This window comes from Xenorhabdus sp. KK7.4 (assembly GCF_963876465.1).
Taxonomy (GTDB): Bacteria; Pseudomonadota; Gammaproteobacteria; order Enterobacterales; family Enterobacteriaceae; genus Xenorhabdus; species Xenorhabdus stockiae.
The window spans coordinates 1-19,775 of record NZ_CAWNQF010000070.1; the positions used below are offsets into that span (position 1 = coordinate 1).

Sequence of the window (19,775 nt, forward strand, 5' to 3'; positions counted from 1 at the left end):
CGCAAGGTGTTTTAACAAATCAAAAGGGGTTTTTATAGCTGCCTCATCGCTGAAAGCTCTACGGAACCCCCTGCCTAGCAGGGGGTTTTCTATATACAAAAAAAGCCCGCTTGTTATGAGCGGGCTTTTTAATATTGCTTAATATTGCAGGATTATTTCAGCCCGGCTGCATCACGCAGGATTTCAGCTTTATCTGTTGCTTCCCACGGGAACTGCTCACGACCGAAATGACCGTATGCCGCAGTATCACGATAGATTGGATGCAGTAGATCCAGCATTTTGATCAGCCCATAAGGGCGCAGATCGAAGAACTCGCGTACCAGCTGAACCAGTGTTGATGTTGGCACTTTTTCAGTTCCAAACGTCTCAACCATGATAGAGGTTGGCTCAGCAACACCGATAGCGTAGGAAACCTGAATCTCACAGCGATCAGCCAGACCTGCGGCAACAATATTTTTAGCCACGTAACGTGCTGCGTAAGCCGCAGAACGGTCAACTTTAGATGGATCTTTTCCTGAGAATGCTCCACCACCGTGACGCGCCATACCACCGTACGTATCAACAATGATCTTACGGCCTGTCAGACCACAGTCACCCATTGGGCCACCAATCACAAAACGGCCTGTTGGATTGATGAAGTATTTGGTCATTGGAGTGAGCCATTCTGCCGGTAAAACAGGCTTGATGATCTCGTCCATAACTGCTTCTTGCAGCTCTTTCTGACCAATTTCTTCTGAATGCTGAGTAGAAAGTACAACGGCATCAATGCCGACAATTTTGCCGTTGTCATACTGGAATGTAACCTGACTTTTGGCATCCGGACGCAACCAAGGCAGTGTATTGTTTTTACGTACATGCGCCTGACGCTCAACCAGACGGTGAGCATAGGTAACCGGTGCTGGCATAAGAACATCGGTTTCATTGGTTGCATAACCAAACATCAATCCCTGATCACCTGCTCCTTGCTCCAGAGGGTCAGCTCGGTCTACACCCTGATTGATATCAGGAGATTGCTTACCAATCGCGCTGATTACTGCACAGGAATTAGCATCAAAGCCCATATCTGAACTGGTGTAGCCAATCTCACGTACTGTATTACGGGTAATTTCTTCGATATCAACCCAGGCGCTGGTAGTGATTTCACCACCAACCATAACCATGCCGGTTTTCACATAAGTTTCGCAGGCTACACGAGCCTTAGGATCTTGTTCTAGGATTGCATCAAGAACAGCGTCGGAAATTTGGTCGGCAATTTTATCTGGATGACCTTCTGAAACAGATTCAGAAGTAAAAAGGTGTGTAGTCATTATATTTCGATACCTTAAATATAATCTTGGTTTAAGGGTGGATGTTTTACCATCTAGACGGCTAGTCTAAGTCAGTATCACTAAATATACCAGTTTTTTTGGTTTCAAATACCTTCTGTTGCGTGACATTTTGGATTTCTTATCTGTCATTCCTTGAAATGTGCAGTTTAAAGAAATCTAACTTCTTGCGCGTTATCTCTTTGTGTGTTGTTGATGGGCCAGTTTATTCTTTTGTGCCCTAATATCTCCCGGAATTGACGGAATACAAAAAATAACTATTTTCTTTATTTTCAAATTGTTATTTTGTTGGTGGGGTTTATTTATCCAAATAAATAGTGATGGAAGTGTTTTATATTAGTAAGAGATTGTTTACTTTCTATAAAGATAACGATGTAAATTTATCGGATATGCTTATCTATATCTGTTAGGCATCAATAAATTTCATTTTGCAATTTTGTAGGATTACAGGTATAAACAGCGCCCTATAACTGATAGGTTTTTTATACTTCAGGTTATAGGCGTTTGCCGGATACGTTTTATGCGTGTTCTGCGTCTCATCAATTGAGAAACGGCTTTCGTAAAGCCATGTGGGGTGAATGGGGTTATGAACCATTATTTGCTGCTTGTTAACAACCGACAGCCACATTATGCCATTGATGTATCCACATCTTGTTCCTTTCTTATCAATATGAATTCATTCCGATGTTACCTGAAACATTCGAGTAGACAGGTCGCTTCGGACAGAAGCCGTATTACCAAACCGTAAATATACATATTGTTTAGCTTCCTCTAAACGTTTTTATAATTTAAGAGCATGCTATTCCCTGACATTTATAAATGCGCAAGATACGCACACTAAATATAGTGTCTTGGGTTATTGACTACAGGTGAAGGCAAACCTCTACTCCATGAAGGAGACTGCCATGAATGATAATATCGCTCGTAAAATGCGCCAGACTTACAATATTGCATACTGGGGCGGCAACTATTACTACGTCAATGATCTGGGTAATGTCAGTGTTTGTCCAAATCCTGATTTGCCGGAAGCTCAGGTTGAGATTGTTGATCTGGTAAAGAAAGTTCAACAAGAGAAAAAACAATTACAGCTGCCAGCATTGTTCTGTTTTCCTCAGATCCTGCAACATCGTTTGCGTTCCATTAATGCCGCCTTTAAACGTGCGCGTGAATCCTATGGTTATAAAGGTGATTACTTTCTGGTCTATCCGATTAAGGTGAACCAACAGCGTCGCGTGATTGAATCACTGGCTAATTCTGGCGAACCTGTCGGTCTGGAGGCTGGCTCGAAGGCTGAGCTGATGGCTGTACTGGCTCATGCAGGTATGACACGGACTGTAATTGTCTGTAATGGTTATAAAGATCGTGAGTATATCCGTCTGGCACTGATCGGTGAAAAACTGGGACACAAAGTGTATCTGGTCATCGAGAAAATGTCTGAGATCGCAATGGTGCTGGAAGAAGCGGAACGTATTAATGTCGTACCTCGTCTTGGTGTGCGGGCGCGTCTTGCTTCACAGGGAGCGGGCAAATGGCAGTCCAGTGGCGGGGAGAAATCCAAATTTGGTCTGGCAGCAGCACAGGTTCTACAACTGGTTGAAACTCTTCGATCAGCCGGAAAACTAGATAGCCTACAATTGTTGCATTTCCATCTGGGTTCCCAGCTGGCAAATATCCGTGATATAGCAACAGGTGTGCGCGAATCAGCCCGTTTTTATGTCGAGCTGCATAAACTAGGTGTCAACATTCAGTGTTTTGATGTGGGAGGAGGACTGGGTGTTGATTATGAAGGTACACGTTCCCAGTCAGAATGTTCCGTTAACTATGGCCTGAATGAATACGCGAATAACGTTATCTGGGGAATTGGGGATGCCTGTGAGGAAAATGGCCTGCCACACCCGACTGTCATCACAGAATCTGGTCGTGCATTGACGGCTCATCATACTGTTTTAGTCTCCAATGTTATTGGAGCGGAATGTAATGAATTCACCGAAACGACACCACCGGCAGAAGATGCTGCACGTCCTCTGACAAGTTTGTGGGATACATGGCTGGAAATGCGGGATGATGGCTACAAGCGTTCTTTGCGTGAATGGCTGCATGATAGTCAGTTTGATCTGTACGATGTTCATACCCAGTATGCCCACGGAATTTTGAGTCTATCTGAGCGAGCTTGGGCAGAAGAATTATATCTAAATATCTGTCGCCGTATTCAGCAGGATCTTGATCCAAGTAACCGTGCTCATCGTCCGATCATTGACGAATTACAAGAGCGCATGGCAGATAAACTTTATGTGAACTTTTCCCTGTTTCAGTCCATGCCGGATGCCTGGGGGATCGATCAGCTGTTCCCGGTTCTGCCACTTGAAGGGTTGGACAAACCTCTGGATCGTCGCGCTGTTTTGCTGGATATCACTTGTGACTCTGACGGTATTATCGATCATTATGTTGAAGGTGATGGTGTGGCGACAACAATGCCAATGCCTGCCTATGATCCGGAAAATCCGCCACTGATCGGTTTCTTTATGGTTGGTGCCTATCAGGAAATTCTGGGTAATATGCATAACCTGTTTGGTGATACTGCAGCTGTTGATGTCTACGTTAGCGAAAACGGTGAAGTAACTTATCAACAGAGTGAAGAGGGCGATACAGTTGCTAATATGCTGCAATATGTGAAACTGGAGCCTCAGGTACTGCTGACCCGCTTTCGTGATCAGGTGAAATCGACCGATTTGGCTGAAAATCTACAGGAACAGTTCCTGCAAGAGTTTGAAAGTGGTCTGTATGGTTATACTTATTTAGAAGATGAGTAATTTTCATTAGTCGTTAACTGAATAAGCGCTGTGACAGGCGCTTATTCGAAAAAATTAAACTAATTTAATCTCTATTCGGTTTAATCCTTTCCCTTTATTCTTTCTGGATAAGTTAACTGTTCCTATTTCGTTTGTATTACTCATATGCGTACCGCAACAAGGCATTTCTATTTCCCTTCATCGGAATTATCTATATGTACAGCGGTTACCGGATATTCACCAATGGAACCAATATCGAAATCCTGATTACCGGAACAGCGGAAACTATTCAATGATTCTTATATAATCTGTGTAACTGGAGCATGGTTATTGTGTACTAAATTAAGGGGTTCCATTTTTTCCAGATAGTTGCCGCGCTTATTTCATCTAATTACCTCAAAAGTGTAGCAAGAAAAAATGATGTCTAATACTATATGCCCGAATATTGGTAGGTATGAGTAATTATCTGTTTTTTGATATTAATTGGTTGTTTTTAAAGGTTATTTAAAAAGTCAGACTTCTTGTGAAGTTAGCGTAATGTAATCAAGCCCTATGTTAATTAAACACAAGGCTTTAGAGGATATATTATGAGTATTAGTTCCTTAGGAAACCAAATCGATAACTCTCTGGTTTCAAACGCCTTTGGCTTCCTGCGCTTCCCGTTGAATTTCCAGCCTTATTCCGGTGATGCGGAGTGGGTTATTACCGGTGTACCCTTTGATATGGCAACATCCGGTCGGGCTGGTAGTCGCCACGGGCCGGCCGCTATTCGTCAGGTCTCGACAAATCTGGCTTGGGAAAGCAGCCGGTGGCCATGGAACTTCAGCCTGCGCAAGCGCCTGAATGTGGTTGATTGTGGTGATCTGGTCTTTAATTTTGGTGATGCGCAGGATATGAGCGACAAACTACAGGCTCATGCTGAGAAAGTGCTGGCATCAGGCAAAAAGATGCTGACTTTTGGTGGCGATCACTTTGTCACATTACCGCTGTTGCGCGCTCATGCGAAACATTTCGGTAAAATGGCTCTGGTTCATTTCGATGCTCATACCGATACTTATCCTAATGGCAGTAAGTTTGATCACGGTACGATGTTTTACCATGCGCCAAACGAGGGGCTGATCGATCCGGCGCATTCTGTCCAGATCGGTATTCGTACTGAACACGATACAGATAATGATTTCACGGTATTAGATGCAGGGCAGGTGAATGATCGCAGCGTTGAAGATGTTGTTGAGCAGATCAAATCTGTTGTCGGCGATCTGCCGGTATACCTGACTTTTGACATTGATTGTCTTGATCCGGCATTTGCGCCCGGTACGGGAACGCCAGTGATCGGTGGTTTGACTTCAGATCGTGCGCTGAAAATTCTGCGGGCTCTGCAACCGCTGAATATCGTTGGAATGGACGTGGTGGAAGTTGCTCCTTCCTATGATCAGTCAGAAATTACCGCGCTGGCGGCAGCAACAATCGGTCTGGAATTACTGTATTTGCAGGCTTCGAAAAAATCAGTTTAGTTTCAACCGCGATTATAATCTCCATTTTGAAAGTTCCTCTTAATGCTGTAATAGCACTCGCTTAAGTGAGTGCTATTAAGGCTGCCATTTATATCTATAAAAAGAAAATCAGTAGTAATTTCGGATGGCATCTTGGCATGTCGGTTTTGTTGTATCTCACGGATTATCCTTCCAAAAAATGAGACAAGTAAAAGATGTTAGGCTATAGTGGTGCATAGTAATTTCATTAATTAACTATAACTTAAAGGTATTAAATATGCGCATCTTATGGTTTGTTGTAATTATTGGTTCAGTCTTAGGACTCATAATGGGGTTACTGCCAGCGTTATTTTTGTCTAACAGTGCTCCCCAAGAAGCCGCTGGAGCAGCGATTGCAGTTGCATGTTCGGTAGTACCTTATTGCATTGCCCGAGCTGTTAGTATGCTGAACAGAAATTCAAAAAAAGACGATTAATGATAAGCAGTATTAACCTTAGTGAATATTTTAGGCCAAGGATGGCTTATTATTTAGCTCTTATTCTAGACAAAAAGTATCCCCAAACGCACCTATTGTTCCCAAATTGAAACAATCCCGCAAAACCATCGCTTAACCTTGCAGCATCGAAAAACTGCGTTAGGATGTTTTAAAAGGCATTCTTATGAGGATACAAGCATGATAATCACTTCAACTGAATTTAAGAATAATGATTTCCTGAGCAAAGAGCAGGAATTCAATGAGTTTGGTGGTAACGGTGGTAATCGCTCACCTGAACTTGCCTGGACAGATGCGCCTGCCGGAACAAAAAGTTTTGCGGTCACGGTTTATGATCCTGATGCCCCAACGGGCAGTGGTTTCTGGCATTGGGTGGCATTTGATATTCCGCTGGAAATACAGGCTTTGTCCCCAGATGCCGGACGGAGTGATGGCAGCAAATTACCGGCTGGCATTATTCAGAGCAGAAATGATTACGGGCAGTTTGGTTTCGGTGGAGCTTGTCCGCCAGAGGGAGATAAAGCCCATCGCTATATTTTCACGGTACATGCCATGTCGGTAGAAAAACTGGGTATTGGCGCTGAAATAACAAATGCGGTCGCACGTTTTATGATCTACGCCAATAGTCTGGCAACCGCCACTATTACCGGCTATTACCAGCGTTAATTGATTCATTATTTTCCGGTTTTAAGATCTTCAGTTTATAAAAAAAGGTATCAATATATGAGCAGCAATTCTTTTTCTTCTCCAAAGAAAGTTCAATGGAATCAGGGATTACAACAGGAAGCAGTCGAGATCCTGTCTAATGATGGCGGAATGATTGTCTGCCCAACTAAAGTGGGTTACATCATTATGACATCCGATGCGAAAGGGCTGGAGCGCAAATTTGAGGCTAAGCAGCGCAACCGCAATAAGCCCGGAGTTGTATTGTGTGGATCTCTGGAACAGTTGAAAGAGCTGGCTCAGCTTAACCCGGAAATTGAAGAACTTTATCAGAAACACTGGGATGCAGATGTGTTATTGGGCTGTATCCTGCCGTGGAAAGAAGAAGCGGTTAATCGTATTCCTGATGATGGTTCCAAAGAGCTGATGATGGATGGCCGTGGTACAAGCTGTTTTGTCATTAAATTTGGTAAGCCCGGTGAAATTCTGGCGAAAGAGCTGTGGGAAAAATACGGTAAATTCTCTTTCGCCAGCTCGGCTAATCCATCAGGCAAAGGTAATCGTGGTTTGGTTGAGTGTATTGGTGAACGCATTGAAGAGCGAGCAGATCTGATTATTACTGCCAATGATTATGTGAAATCTATTCAGCCGAATGAGACTGAGCAAACCCGCTATGAGCAGGGTGTGATGATTTCAATGGTAGATGACAACGGTAAATTAGTACCGATACAAAATGGTCAGCGTGATATTACACCGTGCCCGGTATTGATCCGTAAGGGACTGGATGTCCATAAGATTATGGTAATAATGTCTGATATTTTCACGACATGGGATTACCGTCACGGCAACTATTATTAATAATCGCTGCGGGTGCGGCACTGTACCCGCTCAAATTACGGCGAATAAAGCCAGAAGAAACTAATTCTGTCCGGTTGGTCACACTGGCTTTGGCAAAAATATTACGCAGATGAGTTTTTACAGTCGAAAGGGAGATACAGAGCTGTAATGCTATGCGTTTATTACTTGCACCTTCCCTGACCCACTGAATAATTTCCTGTTCTTTTGCGGTGAATGTGACTTGTGCATCGGGCAAAATATCAAAAGTCATTAGTTCAGCCACAGGAATAATAGAGTGAAGTCTCATGACTTCCTGATGTTGAAACGGATAGTCCCTGAAAACGGAAAGACCAGCGAGGATTTTATTCCCACGGCGGATAAAGATTTCTACTCTATCCGTTAAGTTATTGGGCTGCATAAAATCATGATAGAACTGTTGGTCACTCTCTTTCATATTGTCATTCATGCTGACAAGACGCTGTTCATTATTTCTGAAATTTTCCGGATGCAGCGGATCTAACTGACAAAAATACGCGACATATGCCTGATACATATCGGGTGTGATGCCATACAGGATATGGTGTTCGGGCTGCCACTTTTCATTAACGAGATAATAAGCAACGGCAGACACGGGAATGATGTGGGCAATTGTATTCAGACAGCAATTAACCAGTGTCTGTTGATGCTGGCTGAGTGGTGATGTATTCATTGATCGTACCTATCTGATCCAGTTGTGAATTCATCATGGCTTTTCTGATTATGAATATAAAATATACATATTAATAATGTGAGATTGATTGCATTATTAAAAACTTATTCTTTCATGTTTTAGCTGCTTTTAGACTGACTTTGTACATATTGCCTTTTATTTATTAACATATTAATTGATTGTTTTTTCATTATCGCCTGATATTTCTTGAGTTACGGTATTTTTTATCTTTTTCTTTGGTACTTTTCGGCAAAAAACAGTATGAGATACCCCTTTTGGGTATCGTTCTTTAGAATGATGGCAACACTTTTCCCCTTATCCCTATAGTTAAATCGCAGTCACCTTTCGTTTACAAAAAATTCACAATCAAACCGACTGTATCTCAGGGTAAAAGGGGGAAGAAAAATGAATATGTCCTCAAAGTTAATATCACATATTGAGAAGGGTAAGGTCGGTTTTCCGACGACACTTGCCAGTTCTGTTGGTGTGATTATGGCAAGTCCGGTTATTTTAACCGTCACCAGCGGGTTCGGAATAGGTGGTGATACATTTGCTCTAGCTGTATTTCTCAGCTTTATTGTGATGCAGGCTCAGTTAACGACTTTTGCTGAAGCTGCCGCGATTTTGCCTACTTCCGGCTCAGTATATGATTATATTTCTTGTGGTATGGGACGTTTCTGGGCAATAACCGGGGCACTTTCTGCCTATTTAATCGTGCATGTTTTTGCCGGTACTGCGGAAACCATCCTTTCCGGCATTATGGCATTGGTGAATTTTGAAAGCCTCAATACTGTGATGGAGAGCAATAATACGTCCTGGATGGTTGGAGTAGGGCTAGTAATCACCTTTGGTCTACTTAATGCATTTGGGATCGAGGCATTCAGTAGAGTGGAGATTGTACTAACGTTTGCCATGTGGAGTACGTTAGTGATCTTTAGTTTGTGTGGTCTGCTTATGCCATTTCACACTTCAGTTGATGGCTGGTTTGGTGAGTCACTGAATATTGCTGAACCGACCGTGATATTAAGTTTGATCGGCATGGCGATGTTTATGTTTATGGGCTGTGAGCTGGTGACGCCAATGGCACCAGAAATTAAAAATTCGGCAAAAGTCATCCCCCGCGCAATGGCTATCGGGTTGTGTGGTGTCGCGTTCTGTATGTTTATGTACGGCGCTGCGATGACACATCAGGTGGAAAACGTCATTGTTGACCCAGCAAATAATGTCAGATTACTGGAAACTCCAATGGCAATTCCGGCTTTTGCCGGGCAGGTTATGGGAGATTTTGGTAAATACTGGATTGGTTTTGGCCTGTTGCTGGCGGGAGCGGCAACGATTAATACATTGATGGCAGCCGTTCCCCGTATTTTATACGGAATGGCACTTGACGGTACTTTACCCCGTATTTTCACTTACCTGCATCCAAGATTTAAAACACCCGTGTTTGGTATTTTAGTGGCTGTTTTGATCCCCTGTATCCATGCTTTTGCCATTCAGGGCGATTTGAACCGCATTATGCCGCTGGTATTGGCCGCAGTTTGTTCCTGGGGGACTGCTTATCTGTTAGTCACAATTTCAGTCATCTTGCTGCGTATTCGTCGTCCTGACCTGCATCGTGCCTATAAATCACCGTTTTTCCCTTTACCGCAGATTATTTCCGGTGTGGGAATTGTCATCGCTCTTATTTACATTACGCCCCCGGGCATGGATAAAGCGGATGTTTATATTCCTTTCCTGATCATGCTTGGATTAACAGCGACCTATGCACTGGTGTGGACGATATTTGTTCAGAAAGTCAATCCGTTTAAACCTGTCGAGGTGGAAGACGTTCTGTCCAAAACGTTCTCTGAAACTGAATTGAAGGAGATTAAACTTGAGCCATTACGCAGCCTCCGCTAAATCTTCTTTCTGGCAAAAGATCAATCAACAACGCTTGCCTGCCGACTATCAGGCAGGCCTGACACTTAACCGGCTGGAGCGTGATCTCCAGCCCTATCACTGTGAAAGGCCCGGGCCGGGAGAGCTGATTGTCAGACCAGAAGCGCAGTTGGCAATATGTGTCAACGAAAGGGTGAAAAAACTGTTTATGGCATTCATCGTTTATACGCGCTTTTCTGTTTCTGGTGTGATAAACCAGCCTTTGAATGCCGCTATACAGGTAAAGACGGGAGGTTGCCTGCGTAAAAAGCGGGTGAGATTCTTTTCAAAACAGGAAGATGGACTCAAATTGATTGAGCAACTGGAGCAATATCCTGTTATTCGACAGACGTTAGAAGAACTGGATTTTCGGTCATGCAGCCTGCAAATCAGGGAAGGAAAATGGCGTTGCGAAATTGAACATTTTGCTGCTTCTGAAATTGTCAGCCGGCTTCCGGCAACCCGCCGTTACCTGCGTTTAACCTCAGAGCAGCGTCATCGTCTACTCAGTACGCTGCATCTGATTCATCAGCTTATGCTGTAAGGTATTGGCAAAAAGCCGTACACGTGAAGAGAGCGTTTCTTCTGATTTAAACAGGATCCATGATTGATAGATATCCATGTCCCATTCGGGCAGAAGCCTTATCAGTTTTCCGGCTGTGACGGATTCATGGGTGATATAGTCCGGTAGGTAAGCAATACCCGCCCCAGCCAGAGCCGAACTCATTAATGCTACACTATTATTAATGCGAAAACGGCTACGTACTTCAATATCAAATTTATTTCTCTCTTTCTGAAATGGAAGAGAGATGGTGTGAGCAGGGCCGCGAAACAGCAGATAATCATAACGGGGAAGATCTTCCGGCCTTTCTATAGCCGGAAACTGGCTGAGATAGTCCGGAGTCGCGTAAAGCCCCCAGGTGATATCAATCAGGGGCATCACGAGTGGATGGTTTGGTGTTTCACGGCCTACCACAATAGCGATATCACATTGATCTTTTTCCATGTTAATGATCCTGTCGGTCAGTTCCAGATCGACGCTGACATGGATATTTCCGGCAACAAAATTGTTCAGGGCCGGAACAATGCATTGACTGCCAAAGGATACCGGTGCAATCAGGCGCAGGCTTCCCATCGGCTCTTCATGGAAATTACGGATAAAACGTTCGGCGTTTTTGGCTTCATTCAGAATACGCTGACAATATTGGTAATAACTCATTCCGACTTCTGTCACCTGAATCTTGCGTGTGGTTCGGTTGAGTAACTGAGTACCGAGCCTGATTTCTAACTGTGCGATTTCACGACTGACGGAAGACTTCGAAAGCCTTAATGATTTTGCCGCTTCGGTAAAACTCAATGTCTCTACGACACGGGCAAAGATCACCATTGAGCTGAGATTCTCAATATTATTCATAAAGTAACCTGATGATTTACTCCGAAAAACCCTAACATATCACAGGTTCTGTTCAGAAGGGCTTTATTCTCTGTGGAAATTTTTCATTTAACGAACGACTGTTCCATAATAGAAACAGTGAGCCGAACGGTGGCATTTTGCTGCGATAAAGAGTAATTATTTTATAACAATAACAAGCTGTTCTTTTTCAGCATGTCTAAATATTCTGGAGGGCAATGTGAGATGAACCAAACTATGACACAAAAAATTCTCGCTCGGGCGAGTGGGCGTGAACAGGTCACACCGGGCGAAGTTGTTTGGGCAAAAGTGGATATCCTGATGTCTCATGATCCCTGTGCCCCCGGCGTTGCCAGCGTATTTAAAAAAGAATTTGGTCAGGATGCCAGGATCTGGGATCCGACCCGTTTCATTATGATCCCTGACCATTTTGTTTACTCTGCTGATCCGCAGGCTAACCAGAATATACGGGTAATGCGTGAATTTGCCGCAGAACAGAATGTTAAGTATTTCTATGATGTCGGAACCCCCAATTATAAAGGTGTCTGTCATATTGGATTGGCGGAGGGAGGCCATACTCGTCCCGGAGAAGTTTTGTTGGGGACGGATTCTCATACTGTTACCGCCGGTGCATTCGGGACATTCGCGATTGGATTGGGGATTACTGATGCGGCTTATGCCATAGGGACGGGAGAAATCCCGCTGAAAGTGCCGAGTACCATTCGTGTGAATTTTACCGGTACGAAGCCAGCCCATGTTCTGGCTAAGGATATGATTTTGGCTGTCTTGTCAGAACTGACAGTGGATGGCGCGACCTATCAGGCGATTGAATTCGGTGGCAATGTCATTGATGAATTATCTGTCGAAGAGCGTATGACTATTTGTAATATGGTCGTCGAGTGTGGTGCCAAAAATGGCATTATGGTACCGAATCAGGCAACACTTGATTATCTGGCAGAACGGAATGAGATGCCGTTTGAGATTGTTTACCCAGACGAAGATGCGGAATATACCCGTGTATTAAATATTGATGTATCGGATATGCAGCCGAAGATCGCCAAACCGCATTCTCCGGATAATGTCGTTTCCATTGAAAAAGTTGCCAATGTTGCTATTTCTCAGGCCTATATCGGTTCCTGTACCGGGGGCAAGATTGAAGATTTCATCGCTGCTGCCCGTATCATAAAAGGCCATAAGGTTAAAATTCCGACTTATGCGGTACCAGCAACAAAAGAAGTATTCCATAAAACCATCACAACCCAGATTGAGGGCGTTTCCGTTTATCAGATTTTAACGGATGCGGGAGTAAAGCTTTCTGCTGAAGCAGGGTGTGCTGCCTGCTGCGGTGGCCCACCGGATACTTTTGGCCGCGTTAATGATCCGATATCTGTGATATCCACGACTAACCGTAATTTTGTCGGAAGAATGGGGCATAAGCGCGCTAATATTTACCTTGCTTCACCGTACTCTGTTGCTGCGGCAGCGATTACTGGCCAGATCACGAATCCGGGAGAATTTTTATGAGTGATGTCGTTATGAATGATGCTGTTTTAAATGAACAAAAGGAAAATATCATTCGTGGTCAGGTTTATGTTCTGGAGGATAATATTGATACTGACCAGATTCTGGCTGGGGAATATATCAAAGTAAATCCCTCTTCACCTGAAGGTTATGCTCAATTAGCGTCACTGGCGATGTGCGGGTTACCTGAAGGGTCGTTGCCTTTTATCGATGAAGAAAAAGGTAAGGCGAAATATCCGATTATCGTTGCCGGGCAGAATTTTGGCTGTGGTTCTTCCCGTGAACATGCCGTCGTGGCGCTGGGCGCTTCGGGTGTAAAAGCCATTTTGGCACAGTCTTATGCCCGGATATTCTTCCGCAATTGTGTTTCTACTGGTGAATTATTACCTGTTGCCGCACAAGAGCGTTTGTGCGACAGCCTAGTGACCGGTGACAGCATTGAGATCGATATTGAAAATCAGACAGTAACAATACTGAAAAGCGGTGAAAAATACCCGACCGATCCTGTCGGGGAACTGGCTAATATTGTTGCTGCTGGTGGGCTGTTCTCTTATGCGCGGGCAACGGGCCGAATAAAATAATATACCCGTCGTCTTTCAAGTTGTCTCTTTGTTGCTGCTTTGCCGCCGTGATGCAACTGGAAATCCAGAAAATATGCCAGCAGATTATAAGCTGGCATATTTGTTTCGGGTTTTCTTCATCCAACGATATAGGTTAGTAACTGTTGCTGTGGCATCAGAACAAAATTCCCGTGAAACAGAGAACCGGCCTGATAATCATCAGTGAGTGTTTTCAGCAATTTTATGGTCACAGTATGATGAGTGCAGTCAATCTCCACAATTTCTGCTGCATGGAAATCAAAAAATTGCTTCACATGAGGGTAAAGCGCTTTATAAAGACTTTCTTTAATGGAAAAAGCGAGTGTAAATGCCTGAATAAAAGTAAGCGGAGATTTTGCCAGTAATTCTTTCTCAGTTTCATTGATAATGCTGGCTGAAACGCTATCAATGGTTTCCTGTTTTATCTCTTTTTCGATATCAATCCCCACCCACTGATATTTATCACTTGAAGCAGCGAAAACAACAGCACAATTGGTTGAGTGAGAGATGGAGCCACAAATTCTTTCAGGCCAGACAGGGGAACGATCCTGTGCTGATTCCACCTGAAATTCAGGATATCCCATGTTATTTAATATATTACAGGCACAGTAACGGGCAGCCAGATATTCCGCCCGACGTTTAGTGACAGCATTTCGTAATCGTTCAGGATAGGTAACGCCATATTCAGTAAATAAATCATCCCGATAGCTGCCTTGTGTGAAATAAGCCAGCATAATCTGGATATCTGGATGCCCTGATAGTAAGCCCTTTTGTATCGCAGTAAAAAAGGGTTCATTGATGGCAGTTGTCTGTGCAGGGGTAAAAGTAATTTCTTTCATTATTGATTGTTCATCGGAAATGTTAATAAATTGTCTTTATACACAATGGATTTCAATATGCATCGCGGCGGCAAGAGAGAGAATCCCCTTGAGCATAGATAACTATGTGACTGGGGTGAGCGAGCGCAGCCAACAAAGAGGCAACTTGAAAGACGAAGTGTATAGCCAATTTTGCCACATTTAGTTTTAGTTCACTAAATGGTTAACTCTTTTTATACTGTACTTCGACCAATAAGAACAGGGATCTGAAAACAGGGCGTATCTTATTGGTTGAATAACTGTTTGATTCAGTCCAATTTAAAAAAGAGGTAAATGTGGAAATATTAGTGACAGGTGGGATGGGATATATTGGTAGCCATACCTGCGTCCAGATGATTGAAGCAGGGATGACGCCGATTATTATTGATAACCTGTGTAATGCCAGTCAGGAAGTTCTGGCCCGCATTGAAGCGCTGACGGGTATCAGGCCACTGTTTTATCAGGGGGATATTCGTGATGAAGCCTTCCTTGATTCTGTTTTTTCCCGTCACTCTATAGAGTCCGTTATCCACTTTGCCGGTCTGAAAGCGGTTGGCGAATCAGTCGAAAAACCCCTTGAATATTATGATAATAATGTCAACGGTACATTAGTGTTAGTGCGCAGCATGCATAAAGCAGGCGTAAAAAGCATTATTTTCAGCTCATCGGCAACGGTATATGGCGATCCTGAAATTGTTCCCATTACTGAACAGTCTGCGGTAGGTAATACGACTAATCCTTACGGTACAAGTAAATATATGGTTGAGCGTTGCCTGTCTGATTTCCATCATGCTGAAAGTGACTGGTCAGTCGTATTATTGCGTTATTTCAATCCGGTAGGAGCACATCCATCAGGTACGATGGGAGAAGATCCTCAGGGCATTCCGAATAATTTAATGCCATATATTGCTCAGGTAGCGGTAGGCCGTCGAGAGAAACTGTCCGTTTATGGCGATGATTATCCTACACCGGATGGAACAGGTGTCCGCGATTATATCCATGTGATGGATCTGGCTGATGGTCATATTGCGGCCCTGAATGCAGTCGGTAAAAAATCTGGTCTGCATATCTATAACCTGGGAACAGGAACAGGTACAAGCGTACTGGATATGGTGGCTGCATTCGGTCAGGCATGTGGTAAACCGGTTCCTTATGAAATTTGCCCACGTCGCCCGGGCGATATTGCAGAATGCTGGTCAAGCCCTGAAAAAGCTGAGCGTGAACTGGGCTGGAAAGCAAGCCGCACTATCGTGGAAATGACCGAAGATGCATGGCGTTGGCAGTCTCAAAATCCTAATGGTTATAAAGCAGGATAACGCATCTGGTGCTTTAATCGCATCATACAGACATAGCAGCTACACGGGCATAAAGGTATTTATGCCCATCGATTCATGTACCGTTCATGAGTACAGGGATTGGCACCTGAATGAGCATTTAGGTTATGTCAAAAATGCAATTTAATCAGGCTGATTATCCACACAGGCGCTATAACCCTTTAACAGGGCAGTGGGTAATCATCTCACCACATCGGCTGAAACGACCGTGGGTTGAGGAAGATAAACCATTACAGCATTCTGTATCTCCGGTCTACGATAAACAGTGTGTTCTATGCCCGAATAACACGCGTGCCTCAGGGGATATCAATCCTGATTATCAGGATATCTATGTATTTCAGAACGATTATTCAGCCTTATTGCCGGAAACTCCTGCTATTGCCACTGCTGACGATCCTCTGTTTATAAGCAAACCGGCAAGAGGAACCTGCCGCGTTATCTGCTTTTCACCAAACCACAGTAAAACCTTTCCTGAATTATCTCTGACCAATATCCGCCGTATTATTGATGTCTGGAACAGCCACATAGAAGAACTTGGACAACACTATATCTGGGTTCAGGTATTTGAGAATAAAGGGGAAATGATGGGATGTTCCCAGCCTCATCCACATGGACAAATCTGGGCCAGTGATTTTCTGCCTAATGAGCTGACTCGCAAAGATGAGTTACTGAGGCAATATTATGATCAGCATGGATCTAATTTATTGCTGGATTATGCCAGAGCTGAACAGAAAAACGGTGTGCGTACAATCGTGGATACCAAACACTGGCTGGCGGTTGTGCCCTATTGGGCGGTGTGGCCGTTTGAAACAATGTTATTGCCGAAAAGCCCTGTCCGGCGTATGAATGAACTGACGAAAGAGCAGCGTGATGATCTGGCTGTTGCGATGAAAAAACTGGCCTGCCGATACGATAACCTGTTCCAATGCTCCTTTCCCTATTCTATGGGCTGGCATTTCGCTCCTTTCTTTACTAATAAGCAGACCGATATTAAGCACTGGCAGTTACATGCTTTGTTTTATCCGCCATTATTGCGTTCAGCAACTGTCCGTAAATTTTTGGTGGGTTATGAGATGCTGGCTGAATCCCAGCGTGATCTGACACCGGAACAGGCTGCACAACGGCTACGGGATGTCAGTGATGTTCATTTCAGGAGTTGAAATCCCTGATACAGCATTTTACGAGGAGCGCGGTGATGGAAGCACTAATTCAAAAAGTCACTGAATCTTTTAATGTAGTTTTTCACTCTTCACCGACTCATTTTTTTCAGGCTCCCGGACGGGTGAATTTAATTGGCGAACATACCGACTATAACGAGGGGTTTGTCTTACCCTGTGCGATTGATTATCAGACGGTAGCTGCTGCTGCCAAACGCGATGATACGCTGATCCGGGTGATTGCTGTTGATTACAGTAATGATCGTGATGAATTCGATCTCTCTCAGCCGATCCTTTTTCATCAGGATAAAATGTGGGCGAATTATATCCGAGGTGTGGTGGTAATGTTGATCCAACATGGCTACTTATTTGGTGGAATGGATATCGCAATAAGCGGGAATATCCCACAGGGGGCGGGTCTCAGCTCTTCGGCATCGCTGGAAGTGGTTATCGGCCTGACCATCAACGTGCTTTATCAGCTTGACATTAGTCGGAAGTTGATTGCTGTTAATGGTCAGCAGGCTGAAAATCAATTTGTCGGCTGTAAATCCGGTGTCATGGATCAACTTATTTCAGCCTGCGGCGAAGAAGGTCACGCTTTGTTGATTGATTGCCGCACCCTTGAAATACAGGCGGTTCCGATGCCGGAAAATATCACTGTGATGATTATTAATTCTAATCGGCAGCGCGGTCTTGTAGACAGCGAATACAATATACGGCGTCGGCAGTGCGAAGAAGCTGCCCGAATCCTCGGTGTCCGGGCATTGCGCGATGTCTCACTTTATGATTTCAGTGCGAAGCAGAAACAATTGGGTACTCTGCTTGCCAAACGTGCCCGCCACGTTATTACTGAAAATGCCCGGACTCAGGCTGCTGTTGCTGCTTTAAGGTCAGGAGATTTATCCCGCCTCAGCCAGCTTATGGCTGAATCTCACCTCTCTATGCGTGACGATTTTGAAATTACCGTCCATGAAATAGATGTGCTGGTGGAGATTGTGAAAAATGTTATTGGAGAGCGGGGAGGAGCACGCATGACGGGAGGTGGTTTTGGCGGTTGTATCGTTGTATTGCTTCCCTCTGATTTGGAGAGCGATGTGAGACAGGCCATCGAAAGTGAATACCAGATAAAAACTGGCCTGCAAGCGTCTATTTACATTTGTCAGGCAAGCAGGGGAGCAAGCCAGTTGATAAATCAGGCATAAATGGCTGGCTTTTATTTTTGGTTAACTTATATTCAGGTTGAATTTGGGCATGAGTAAACATTTGTCTTATTTTTTTATAAAGAGGAGTGTTGTCTTGAATAGCAATCTGCAATACGAAGAATTACAACAACAATGGTCATCAGTTGATAGTTATCTAAAGAAGAGCCTGTTACATCCTGCATCTCATCTCGAACAAACCCTTGAATATAACGCCAGTCAGGGATTACCTGCCATTGATGTTTCCGCCCTGCAAGGGCAGTTTTTGATGATGATGGTTCAGATCAGCGGAGCAAAACGCATTCTCGAAATCGGCACGTTAGGTGGCTATAGTGCCCAATATATGGCCAGAACGTTACCCGATGATGGTTTACTCATCACGCTGGAAAAAAATCCCAAAATGGTACAGATCGCACGGCGTAATATCGAATTGGCTCAACTCACTCATAAGATTGAAGTTATCGAGGGAGATGCCAATGAGACTTTACCAACGTTGAGTGAAAGAGCACCTTTCGATCTGATTTTTATTGATGCCGATAAACGGAGTAGCCAGATTTATCTCGATTGGGCAATTAAACTGGGTCGTCCGGGCAGTATTATCATCATGGATAATGTCGTTCGTGGCGGTGCAGTTATCCATGATCAGCGTGATGAGTTCGCTGAAGGTATTCATCAGACACTGGATAAGATACTTAATCGTCCGGAAATCACCGTAACTGCTTTGCAGACGGTGGGGGAAAAAGGCTGGGATGGATTTGCATTGTTACGGATAAATGATGACGTGAATTAATTCTGGCAGGGTAAAACCCTTGTTATATTCCCTTTGGTAGATCCCTGCTGGTGGCACCGTCAGGCGTATTTCAGCCAGAGATCTACCGAGAATTGTACCTGTCGTCTTTCAGGCTGTCTTAAAGAAGCAACCTGAAATCCATTGGTCGCTGGCACTTCTTCAACTCCGGATTTTATGGATTTTTTCCTCTGTATTTGGCCCATTAATTACTTTGGCTTCCCTTGCTGACTGGCATGCCTTACGTTCATTTGACTCACGATCTTTAATCACTTTCTCCGTTTCATCTACAGTAGGAAGTGAAAACCCCATATCATCATAGGCTCCGAAACCAGCCAGATGGTAACTACTGAATGGAGCATCCACAGGAATACGGAATTCCTTTTTTTCTCCCGGAGCCAGTGAATCAAATGAATACACAATGAGTGATTGCGGGTCGCAGGTTGTATTAAGGGGTAAAATAGCCAGATATCCACCAGCCACAGGCTCATCTCCCTGATTTTGCATTGTCCCTCCGACGAAGAATTGTCCTTTTGCTCCCAATCCCATGTGGAATAACAAATGAGCTTCTCCTTGTGCCCGCAGTACCGGGCTGAAAAAGCTACTTATCATTAATATCAATAATATTCTGCGTGAATAATTACCCCATTTCATTGTCTCTCCTCCTTTTCTGAATGATTATAT

General features: G+C 44.0%; 19 protein-coding genes. 13 read left to right on the top strand and 6 right to left on the bottom strand.

The window, feature by feature from the left end:
- Nucleotides 1-152: 152 nt before the first annotated feature.
- Nucleotides 153-1,307, bottom strand: a complete 1,155-nt coding sequence (gene metK / locus AACS90_RS10455; protein WP_099122616.1) for a methionine adenosyltransferase — start codon at nucleotides 1,305-1,307, stop codon at nucleotides 153-155.
- Between the two features lie 923 nt (nucleotides 1,308-2,230).
- On the opposite strand from metK, the gene speA reads away from it, so the two are divergent.
- Nucleotides 2,231-4,135, top strand: a complete 1,905-nt coding sequence (speA, locus tag AACS90_RS10460) for a biosynthetic arginine decarboxylase (RefSeq protein WP_099122617.1) — start codon at nucleotides 2,231-2,233, stop codon at nucleotides 4,133-4,135.
- 54 nt (nucleotides 4,136-4,189) lie between these two features.
- On the opposite strand, the gene AACS90_RS23325 is transcribed toward speA, so the two are convergent.
- Complete coding sequence (locus tag AACS90_RS23325) at nucleotides 4,190-4,300, bottom strand: hypothetical protein (RefSeq protein ID WP_099122618.1); 111 nt, start codon at nucleotides 4,298-4,300, stop codon at nucleotides 4,190-4,192.
- 401 nt (nucleotides 4,301-4,701) lie between these two features.
- On the opposite strand from AACS90_RS23325, the gene speB reads away from it, so the two are divergent.
- The 4 genes from speB (at nucleotide 4,702) to AACS90_RS10480 (ending at nucleotide 7,621) form a co-directional block, all read left to right on the top strand.
- Nucleotides 4,702-5,628, top strand: a complete 927-nt coding sequence (speB, locus tag AACS90_RS10465; RefSeq protein ID WP_099122619.1) for an agmatinase — start codon at nucleotides 4,702-4,704, stop codon at nucleotides 5,626-5,628.
- A gap of 307 nt (nucleotides 5,629-5,935) precedes the next feature.
- Nucleotides 5,936-6,082 carry a hypothetical protein gene (locus AACS90_RS10470; protein WP_241538277.1) on the top strand — a complete coding sequence of 49 codons (147 nt, stop codon included), beginning with the start codon at nucleotides 5,936-5,938 and terminating at the stop codon, nucleotides 6,080-6,082.
- A gap of 198 nt (nucleotides 6,083-6,280) precedes the next feature.
- Nucleotides 6,281-6,766 carry a YbhB/YbcL family Raf kinase inhibitor-like protein gene (locus tag AACS90_RS10475; RefSeq protein ID WP_099122621.1) on the top strand — a complete coding sequence of 162 codons (486 nt, stop codon included), beginning with the start codon at nucleotides 6,281-6,283 and terminating at the stop codon, nucleotides 6,764-6,766.
- A 57-nt stretch (nucleotides 6,767-6,823) separates the two neighbouring features.
- Nucleotides 6,824-7,621 (top strand): L-threonylcarbamoyladenylate synthase, encoded by a 798-nt coding sequence (locus AACS90_RS10480; protein ID WP_099122622.1) that lies wholly within the window; start codon nucleotides 6,824-6,826, stop codon nucleotides 7,619-7,621.
- On the opposite strand, the gene AACS90_RS10485 is transcribed toward AACS90_RS10480, so the two are convergent.
- On the bottom strand, nucleotides 7,584-8,309 hold the full coding sequence (locus AACS90_RS10485; protein WP_099122623.1) for a helix-turn-helix transcriptional regulator: 726 nt from the start codon (nucleotides 8,307-8,309) through the stop codon (nucleotides 7,584-7,586). The two genes, AACS90_RS10480 and AACS90_RS10485, sit on opposite strands and share 38 nt — an antisense overlap.
- A 405-nt stretch (nucleotides 8,310-8,714) precedes the next feature.
- On the opposite strand from AACS90_RS10485, the gene AACS90_RS10490 reads away from it, so the two are divergent.
- Both AACS90_RS10490 and AACS90_RS10495 read left to right on the top strand, forming a co-directional pair.
- Entirely contained in the window at nucleotides 8,715-10,208 is a 1,494-nt protein-coding gene (locus AACS90_RS10490) for an APC family permease (RefSeq protein ID WP_099122624.1), read from the top strand.
- Nucleotides 10,183-10,770 (top strand): DUF3156 family protein, encoded by a 588-nt coding sequence (locus AACS90_RS10495; protein WP_099122625.1) that lies wholly within the window; start codon nucleotides 10,183-10,185, stop codon nucleotides 10,768-10,770. Before AACS90_RS10490 ends, AACS90_RS10495 begins: the two co-directional genes overlap by 26 nt.
- Here AACS90_RS10495 and AACS90_RS10500 read toward each other — a convergent pair.
- Complete coding sequence (locus tag AACS90_RS10500; RefSeq protein ID WP_099122626.1) at nucleotides 10,729-11,640, bottom strand: LysR family transcriptional regulator; 912 nt, start codon at nucleotides 11,638-11,640, stop codon at nucleotides 10,729-10,731. The two genes, AACS90_RS10495 and AACS90_RS10500, sit on opposite strands and share 42 nt — an antisense overlap.
- Before the next feature lie 222 nt (nucleotides 11,641-11,862).
- On the opposite strand from AACS90_RS10500, the gene AACS90_RS10505 reads away from it, so the two are divergent.
- Nucleotides 11,863-13,161 carry a 3-isopropylmalate dehydratase large subunit gene (locus tag AACS90_RS10505; protein ID WP_099122627.1) on the top strand — a complete coding sequence of 433 codons (1,299 nt, stop codon included), beginning with the start codon at nucleotides 11,863-11,865 and terminating at the stop codon, nucleotides 13,159-13,161.
- The gene (locus AACS90_RS10510; protein ID WP_228864816.1) at nucleotides 13,158-13,739 is read left to right on the top strand and encodes a LeuD/DmdB family oxidoreductase small subunit; all 582 of its coding nucleotides are present in this window, start codon (nucleotides 13,158-13,160) and stop codon (nucleotides 13,737-13,739) included. The genes AACS90_RS10505 and AACS90_RS10510 overlap by 4 nt, the downstream gene beginning before the upstream one ends.
- 116 nt (nucleotides 13,740-13,855) lie before the next feature.
- On the opposite strand, the gene AACS90_RS10515 is transcribed toward AACS90_RS10510, so the two are convergent.
- Nucleotides 13,856-14,596 carry a 4'-phosphopantetheinyl transferase family protein gene (locus tag AACS90_RS10515; RefSeq protein WP_099122628.1) on the bottom strand — a complete coding sequence of 247 codons (741 nt, stop codon included), beginning with the start codon at nucleotides 14,594-14,596 and terminating at the stop codon, nucleotides 13,856-13,858.
- A gap of 314 nt (nucleotides 14,597-14,910) precedes the next feature.
- On the opposite strand from AACS90_RS10515, the gene galE reads away from it, so the two are divergent.
- The 4 genes from galE (at nucleotide 14,911) to AACS90_RS10535 (ending at nucleotide 19,094) form a co-directional block, all read left to right on the top strand.
- Nucleotides 14,911-15,930, top strand: coding sequence for a UDP-glucose 4-epimerase GalE (gene galE / locus AACS90_RS10520; RefSeq protein ID WP_099122629.1), 1,020 nt, complete (start codon nucleotides 14,911-14,913; stop codon nucleotides 15,928-15,930).
- A 125-nt stretch (nucleotides 15,931-16,055) separates the two neighbouring features.
- Nucleotides 16,056-17,108, top strand: coding sequence for a UDP-glucose--hexose-1-phosphate uridylyltransferase (locus tag AACS90_RS10525; RefSeq protein ID WP_099122630.1), 1,053 nt, complete (start codon nucleotides 16,056-16,058; stop codon nucleotides 17,106-17,108).
- A 35-nt stretch (nucleotides 17,109-17,143) separates the two neighbouring features.
- Entirely contained in the window at nucleotides 17,144-18,307 is a 1,164-nt protein-coding gene (galK, locus tag AACS90_RS10530) for a galactokinase (protein ID WP_099122631.1), read from the top strand.
- A gap of 94 nt (nucleotides 18,308-18,401) precedes the next feature.
- Nucleotides 18,402-19,094: an O-methyltransferase gene (locus AACS90_RS10535; RefSeq protein WP_241538279.1), complete on the top strand. Its 693-nt coding sequence runs from the start codon at nucleotides 18,402-18,404 to the stop codon at nucleotides 19,092-19,094.
- A 159-nt stretch (nucleotides 19,095-19,253) separates the two neighbouring features.
- On the opposite strand, the gene AACS90_RS10540 is transcribed toward AACS90_RS10535, so the two are convergent.
- Nucleotides 19,254-19,745, bottom strand: coding sequence for a membrane-associated Zn-dependent protease 1 (locus AACS90_RS10540; RefSeq protein WP_099122633.1), 492 nt, complete (start codon nucleotides 19,743-19,745; stop codon nucleotides 19,254-19,256).
- Nucleotides 19,746-19,775 lie beyond the last annotated feature (30 nt).